General features: G+C 67.2%; 8 protein-coding genes. 7 read left to right on the top strand and 1 reads right to left on the bottom strand.

Annotated features, from left to right (window positions below):
- Positions 1–190: 190 nt before the first annotated feature.
- The gene (locus ACWDRB_RS62740) at positions 191–430 is read right to left on the bottom strand and encodes a hypothetical protein (RefSeq protein WP_449911521.1); all 240 of its coding nucleotides are present in this window, start codon (positions 428–430) and stop codon (positions 191–193) included.
- A gap of 295 nt (positions 431–725) precedes the next feature.
- Between ACWDRB_RS62740 and ACWDRB_RS62735 the strand changes: the two genes are divergently transcribed.
- The 7 genes from ACWDRB_RS62735 (at position 726) to ACWDRB_RS62705 (ending at position 6,516) form a co-directional block, all read left to right on the top strand.
- A complete protein-coding gene (locus ACWDRB_RS62735; protein ID WP_449911519.1) occupies positions 726–1,265 on the top strand; it encodes an alpha/beta fold hydrolase in 540 nt (179 codons plus the stop codon).
- Positions 1,266–1,311: 46 nt separating this feature from the next.
- On the top strand, positions 1,312–2,829 hold the full coding sequence (locus tag ACWDRB_RS62730) for a hypothetical protein (RefSeq protein WP_449911517.1): 1,518 nt from the start codon (positions 1,312–1,314) through the stop codon (positions 2,827–2,829).
- 180 nt (positions 2,830–3,009) lie between these two features.
- Positions 3,010–3,252 carry a hypothetical protein gene (locus ACWDRB_RS62725; protein WP_449911515.1) on the top strand — a complete coding sequence of 81 codons (243 nt, stop codon included), beginning with the start codon at positions 3,010–3,012 and terminating at the stop codon, positions 3,250–3,252.
- An 8-nt stretch (positions 3,253–3,260) separates the two neighbouring features.
- Entirely contained in the window at positions 3,261–3,560 is a 300-nt protein-coding gene (locus ACWDRB_RS62720) for a hypothetical protein (protein WP_449911514.1), read from the top strand.
- 112 nt (positions 3,561–3,672) lie between these two features.
- Positions 3,673–4,869: an aminoglycoside phosphotransferase family protein gene (locus ACWDRB_RS62715; protein ID WP_449911512.1), complete on the top strand. Its 1,197-nt coding sequence runs from the start codon at positions 3,673–3,675 to the stop codon at positions 4,867–4,869.
- Between the two features lie 104 nt (positions 4,870–4,973).
- A complete protein-coding gene (locus ACWDRB_RS62710) occupies positions 4,974–5,117 on the top strand; it encodes a hypothetical protein (protein WP_449911511.1) in 144 nt (47 codons plus the stop codon).
- A gap of 496 nt (positions 5,118–5,613) precedes the next feature.
- Positions 5,614–6,516, top strand: coding sequence for a phosphotransferase family protein (locus ACWDRB_RS62705; RefSeq protein ID WP_449911509.1), 903 nt, complete (start codon positions 5,614–5,616; stop codon positions 6,514–6,516).
- The last annotated feature ends 58 nt before the right edge of the window (positions 6,517–6,574 follow it).

Raw genomic sequence — 6,574 nt, 5'->3', positions numbered from 1 at the left:
GGCCGCTCTTCTGTCCGGGGTGTTGGTGGTTGTTGGGGGGTTGTGGGGGGGTTGTTTTATTGCGTTCGGGCCTACCCGGTTTCTTTTGGTGGTGTGGGCGCACGGGGGCCTCGTGCCCCCCCCGCTTCCGCCTTCTAGGAAATCTACTTTGTAAAGGGCGCCGGATTGAGACAGGATCTCATTCAGAAGATCACAATGGCACGGGCTTCGCCCGTACATCATCCAAAATCAGGGACCCATCGGGGCCGTTGGAAGGCGGTACCGAGGAGTTGCCGGAATTGCGCTTCTGCCGGCGTTCCAGCTCCGCCACCCGCACGCTCAGCTCACCGCCGGCAACCGAGTCCTCGACGAACGGCTCAAGGCCGCTGGCTCCAACGTCCGTTTCCAAGAGCGGCGAATCGCCGACCTTGAAGCCCGCCTCCTCGACCACGGATCGGGGGCGTAATACCTGTCGCCACTACATCACGGCCTGCGGCAGCCGAGGGGCGGAATCGGGTTGCAGTGGCGGCCGCCGGGCCGGGAGAGTGCCACGATGAGGGAGATTCTTCTATTGCCCGGCGGTGGGCGGAGGTCCACGGACTGGCGGCTCGCTGCGCCGTCGTTGGAGGCAGCGGGGCTACGCACGGTGGCGGTCGGGTTGCCGGATCTAGGCTCGTGGTCTTGGGCTGGAGCTGTCGAGTCTGTGGGTGAGGCGATCAACGACCATGGCTTGGAGGCATCCTGCCGTGGTCGGGCACTCGCTGGGCGGCATCGTCGCGGCCCTGTGGGCTTCAGAGCATCCCGAGTGCCCGCTCGCGGTCAATCTGGACGGGCATACCAATCCCACCGGGCCCTTCGATGGAGTCGACCCGGTCGGTGCCGAGCGCACAATGCGCGCGTTCCTCGCCGAACAGACGGAGGGCGATCCGGGAATGACCCACTTCATCACGCAGATGGACGCGCTCGACCTCGTCGCCGTCTACCGGGCGGCCCGCTGTCGCCTCCTCGTCGTTTCCTCCAGCGGCTCGGACCTGAGTGCGATGTTGCCCCCGGCCGTCTCGGTGGCCTTCGACGCCTACGTCCGCGGCTTCGCTCGCGAACTGAAGACGGTCTCCGCGCAGACTCCGCTGCTCTCCCTTGCCGACCTGGCCACTGGCCACGACATGCACCTGGAGGCCCCGAATGAAGTGGCGCGCCTCATCCTCGGCCATTTGAGCTCCGTAGCCGGGAGACTCGAGCTTGCCGCGCCCACCAGCATGCCGTCGGAGCATCTGATCACGAGTTGAGCACTTCACCGGCGAAGCCCGCATCCATCGCGTTGAAATCGGACCCATGCGCCCTCTGGACGTGTGGACTAACGCCGAACTTGCCAGGCCCGTTGCGCCGCCTGAGCCCTCGGGCTGGCGGCCCTTGTGGTGGGGCTTGCCCACTGGGTGGGATGCGCCGATCTACTCGGCCGATCTGAAGGGCTGGGTGTCCCACGAGGCGTATCGCCGTTACGGCAAGCTGTGGCCGGCCGTACCGGCCGAGTTGGCCACCGCGGAGCATCTGGCCGCGTGCGGGCTGCGGCCGCGCAACGCGCTGGGGCCCGACGCGTTCCTCATCGGTCCTGCCTACGTGAACGGGCATCGAGCTTCCGTGCCCCGGTCTGTACAGAACGCCGCCGTCGACGACCACCATCTCCTCGTGGCCGCATCTTTGGGTATCCCCGGCAAGTTTCCATGCATCGTCGACCGTTACCCGGTACGTGCCCTGTATCGACGCAAACAGGCGCTGCCTCACGACCTACCGCCCACGGCAGCCGAACGTGCCGAGGATCGCTGGGATGCGGCCGCGTGGGCTGCGAGCGTGCTGGCCGATCCCGACAGCGTCATCCTGGAAGTCGGCACCTGGGGAGAGATCGACGACCCCATCGATGGTCCGCAGGAGCGCGCCATGCTGTGCGACCTGGCGATCTACAGCAGCACGGGCGAGCCCTTGCTGAAGACACTGGTCAACCCACTTCCCGGCGAAGTTCTTCCGGCCGCGGACCTAGCACGGCACCACGTCACGCCCAAGCAGGTGCGAGCCGCCCCGGCCTTCCGTGAGATTCATGCCACGGTGGCCGCGATGCTGCAGGGACGCCAGGTCGTGTGCCTGGACCGGGCCCGCACCTACGGCGTCTTGTTCTGCGAGCTGGAATTGCGCGCCGGTGACGGCATCCATTGCGACTTTAACGGCGAGCTGCTGCCCGGGCACAAGGTCATGCTCCACAGGTTGAGCCATACCCGGTTCGCTTGCCTGCGCCTGGCCCGCTCACGATTCACCGGTCAGTGGGACAACCGATGCCAGCCCCAGCTCGCCGGCCGGGTGACCGAATCGGCCCGGGCGTTCGAGCGCGCGCAAGCGGCGCTGCAGACGCTGGCGGCGATGGCCGCGGCGGCCCCGAGCCAGTACCGGCAGTGGTGCCTGCAGGCCGAAGCCGCCGAGCGCACCAGCCGCGATCAAAGGCGGACGTTGATCGTTCGCGAGCAGCGAGCCAGGCAGGCCAGAACTCGCAAGGCTGTCCTGGAGCGCAGCGGCGGCTGGTGTGAGAATCCCACCTGCACCGACACCGGATACCGGCACGATGTCACCGATGCCGGCGGCCCGCTGCTGGAGGTCCACCACGCCGACGGGGACCCCGCCGCCGCGTTCGCCCGCGGAGCCCGTGACCATCCGTCCACCATGCTGGCCCTGTGCCGCAATTGCCATGGCCTGGTCACCCACGGCCGCAACCGCGCCGCGCTTAACCTGGTCTTCGCCGCAGCGGCGAAGGAAGCACATCAGCGACTCTGGGCGCATGCAGCGCGCTCAGGAGCGTCGGGTTGATCTCAACGACAATCGAGGCGCCCCGGTCAGGCCCATGGGAGTGCGGGCTGGGGAGCCGATGGGCGAGACGGGTAATCGTGCTGTCCCGACGGCCTTGAACGAAGAAGCGGAGCGGCTGGCAGCGACGACGGCCCCGCAATCGCGGTGCGGGGAGTCCCAGGAGAAGTACACGCCGATCTGGTGGTTGACGTGCTGGTCCTCCATCCGGGCGAGGGTGTAGCGGGTGACCGGACCGCCCACGGCAAAGCCGCCGATGAGTCGGTGTCGTGGGTGGTGGTCGACGAGGATCTCGAGTTGCATGTCGAGGCGTGCGCGTACCTGGAGGGGCTTCGCGGGGCGGGCCGGGCGTTCAACACCGAGAAGACCTACGCGGCCCGGATCGCCTTGTACTTGTCGTACTGCCGAGGCCATGGGCTGGACTAGGCCGGCTAGTGCGGGACCGTGTGGAGGACGTGCTGGCCCGGCGGGGTGAGATGTCGGTGCTGCTGCGGATCCGGCCGATCCCCGAGGTGCTGGTCAACGCGCACTTCTTCACTGACGCGGAGATCGAGGTCGATTTCGAGCCGCTGGAACTGCAGGGCCAGGAGCGGCTCGACGTGGTGTGCGCGTTCCTGCGGGCCGTCGGCCGGTGCTGGGCAAGCCGATGGTCCTCACCGGAGGGCAACGCCGAGCATCCGTTGATCGGCTATGACCTAGCCACCGATCGCGTCGTGGCGTGGTCCACAGCTTGACTGATGGTCAGATTCGGTGTTCTTTGTGGCGTCGTGACGGCTTCGGCGGTGGCATACTCCCGGAGGAAGATCATTTGCTGAACCGGCTGCCGCTTCTCGAAGGAGATCGACCGTGACGACATCCCTCCGTACGAGTAACCCGAGACTTGAGATAGTCAAAGGGATCGCCCGCGTAGGCAGCCACGTCGTCCGGGAGGGACTCAGCCGGCGCGAGTCGGCCGACATTCCCGTGTCGGGCAAGGAGGTCACCCGCGAGTGGCTGACCGCCGTGATCTGCGCCGGGATTCCGGGGGCGGCCGTCGAGTCGTTCACGACCAGGAACGTGAGCAGCGGCACGTCCTCCCGCTGGAGGATCACGATCGACTACAACGACGCCGGCCGCCGGGCGGGTCTTCCCTCTGTCCTGTTCGCCAAGTCGACGGCGGGGTTCAAGCAGCGCCTCGTCCTGAGCCTGGCCAGCATCCTCGAGGGCGAGCCGAACTTCTACCGCCATCTCCGGCCCGACCTCGGCATCGAGGCAGCGCGCGGTTACTACGGGGCAGTCGATCTTCAGTCGGGCCGCTCGATCTCGCTGATGGAAGACATCGTGGCCACCAAGGGTGCGACCTTCTGCTCGCCCCAGACGCCGATCTCGCGGGAGCAGATCGAGGATCTCCTCGCCAACATGGCGGCCTGGCACGGACACTACTGGAACGCCCGCGGGCTGGCCGGACACGTCTGGCTGAAGCTGCCCAGCTCGCACTTCGGCAACCTCGACAGGCTGATCGGCATGGAGAAGCGGGCCAAGGTCGGAGCCCGGCGGGCCAGGTCGGTGCTGCCGGAGGCGATCGTGTCCCAGCAGGACACGCTCTACCGGGCGCTCGAACGATCACTCGACGTGGCCAGCCAGGGCCCCCTGACTCTGCTCCACGGAGACTCCCACATCGGCAACACGTACATGACCGCGGACGGCCGCATGGGGTTCACGGACTGGCAGGTCGTCATGCGCGGCACCTGGGCCTACGACTTCACCTACACCGTCGCGTCCGGGCTCACGGTGGAGAACCGCCGCGCATGGGAACGTGACCTGCTGGCGTTCTACCTGGACCGGCTCGCCGCGGCCGGAGGCGAGGCGCCGGCGCCGGATGACGCCTGGCTCGCCTATCGCCAGCAGGCGTTCTACCCCTACTTCGTCTGGCTGACGACCATCGGGCACAGCGTCATCCAGCCGAAGTACCAGCCCGACGAGATCAGCCTCGGCATCATCGAGCGGACGGCGAACGCCGTACTGGACCTGGACTCGCGCAGCGCCGTGAACGCCCGAGGATAGGCTGGCGGGCGCCGACCTTCCCGGGCGATCCGCCGACCTTCCCGGCAAGCGCCGCACCGACGACGCCATCACACCCCGAGGCAACAATGGAGGTGCTCGATCCGGTGATCGACCTCCTCCAGGACCTCCCCGACCAGGACCGGCAAGCTCTCGCCGACGTGATCAACCAGTTCGCCTGGCAGGAGACCGACCCTGAGCGGCAGCTGACCGCCTGGGAGGCACCCGAAACCCTAGGTCTCCTCGTCTGAGGGCATGGGCGCCTGAGAACGCCGTGTGAGCGAGGCCCAGATGCCCGCGCGCGCCTCAACGAGGCTGCGGCAACTTGACACAGATCATCGCTGCAAGAAGAGGATACGGCGTGAGATCAATCGTTATCGTGGGTAGTCAAGCGAAATAGCTGGTCAGCTGCTTGAAGGTCTGTCAGGCACGTAAGGCAAGTAGGTTGGCCATGGCAATCTCGGAAGTCGGCGCGGTGCTCTTTAACCGGGGAGTCGCCGTAGCATCCGGGAAATTTTGGGCGGATATGATCGACTAGGCTCCTTAGCTGCGGATCTTCGGGCTGTGGCGAGGGGTGCTGGTTGGTCGCTCAGGTCTTCACCGACCAGCAACTTGAGGCACTGCGCCAGTTCCCGAGATCGGGCGCGAGGAGCTGTTCCGGTTCTTCGCCCTCCGTCCGGATGATGAGGTGGCACGGTGACAAACCACGATGAGGCGGCGGCTGTCCGACCGTTGACACTGGCTTGGGTGAGCCGGCACCTGGAGGTCGGCGAACGGATCGTCGAAACCGAGGCGCTGCACGGCGGCATCAATGCCGAGATGCGGAGGCTGACCATCGGCACGCGGCACGGAGGCACCCGTGACCTGGTGCTGCGGACCTTAGTCAACATGGAGTACGCCGAGGACTGGCTGAACAGGGAGGCCGACGCCCTGACCCTGCTCACGGGGACCGACGTGCCGGTTCCTGGACTGGTCGCGGTTGATCCGACCGCCGCGCATTGCGAGTATCCCTCGCTCCTCATGACACATCTGGCGGGCCGAACGGTCCTCGACGATGAGGGATTGGAGACACGCGTCCCTCTGCTGGCCCGTCAACTCGCGGCGATCCATGCGCTGCGGCCCGCCGAGCGGCCCCGGAAGTATGTGACGCTGACGACCGCCGACACCGTCGTGGTTCCGAAGGGCGCCGACGCGGCGGCATGGGCCGCGGCGATCGACGTGATCCGCAAGCCGGCGCCGCCCTATGAAGGACGATTCCTGCACCGGGACTTCCAACCCGGCAACGTGCTGTTCGACATGTCGCCCCCAAGCCCGGCAGGTGCCCGGATCACCGGCGTCGTCGACTGGGCAGCGACCTGTTGGGGCCCGGCGGATCTCGACGTGGCGCACTGCTCCACCAATCTCGCCCTGCTGCACGGCCCGGCGTGGGGTCTGCGGTTCGCTGAGGCGTATCAGGAGGCCGGCGGTGTGCTGGCCGCGGCCGCGAGCGAGCGGCTGTACTGGCAGGTGCGGGACGGGCTGGCGTGCTCAGAAGAAGTGCAGGTGGTGTCGCAGCCATGGAGGGAGGCAGGGAGGACAGAGCTGACGACGCGTGCCGTGGAGGAGCGGCTGGATGCCTATGTCACCGCCCTGATGGACGCACTGGCCTGAGCCAGGGCGGTCCGGGGCGGCCCTCGGCGCGGTGGGCACCAGGATTTTGCGGCCGATG

It is taken from the genome of Nonomuraea sp. NPDC003707, assembly GCF_053587055.1.
Note: the sequence above shows the minus strand (reverse complement) of the source record. Positions and strands in the feature narration are given on the sequence as shown.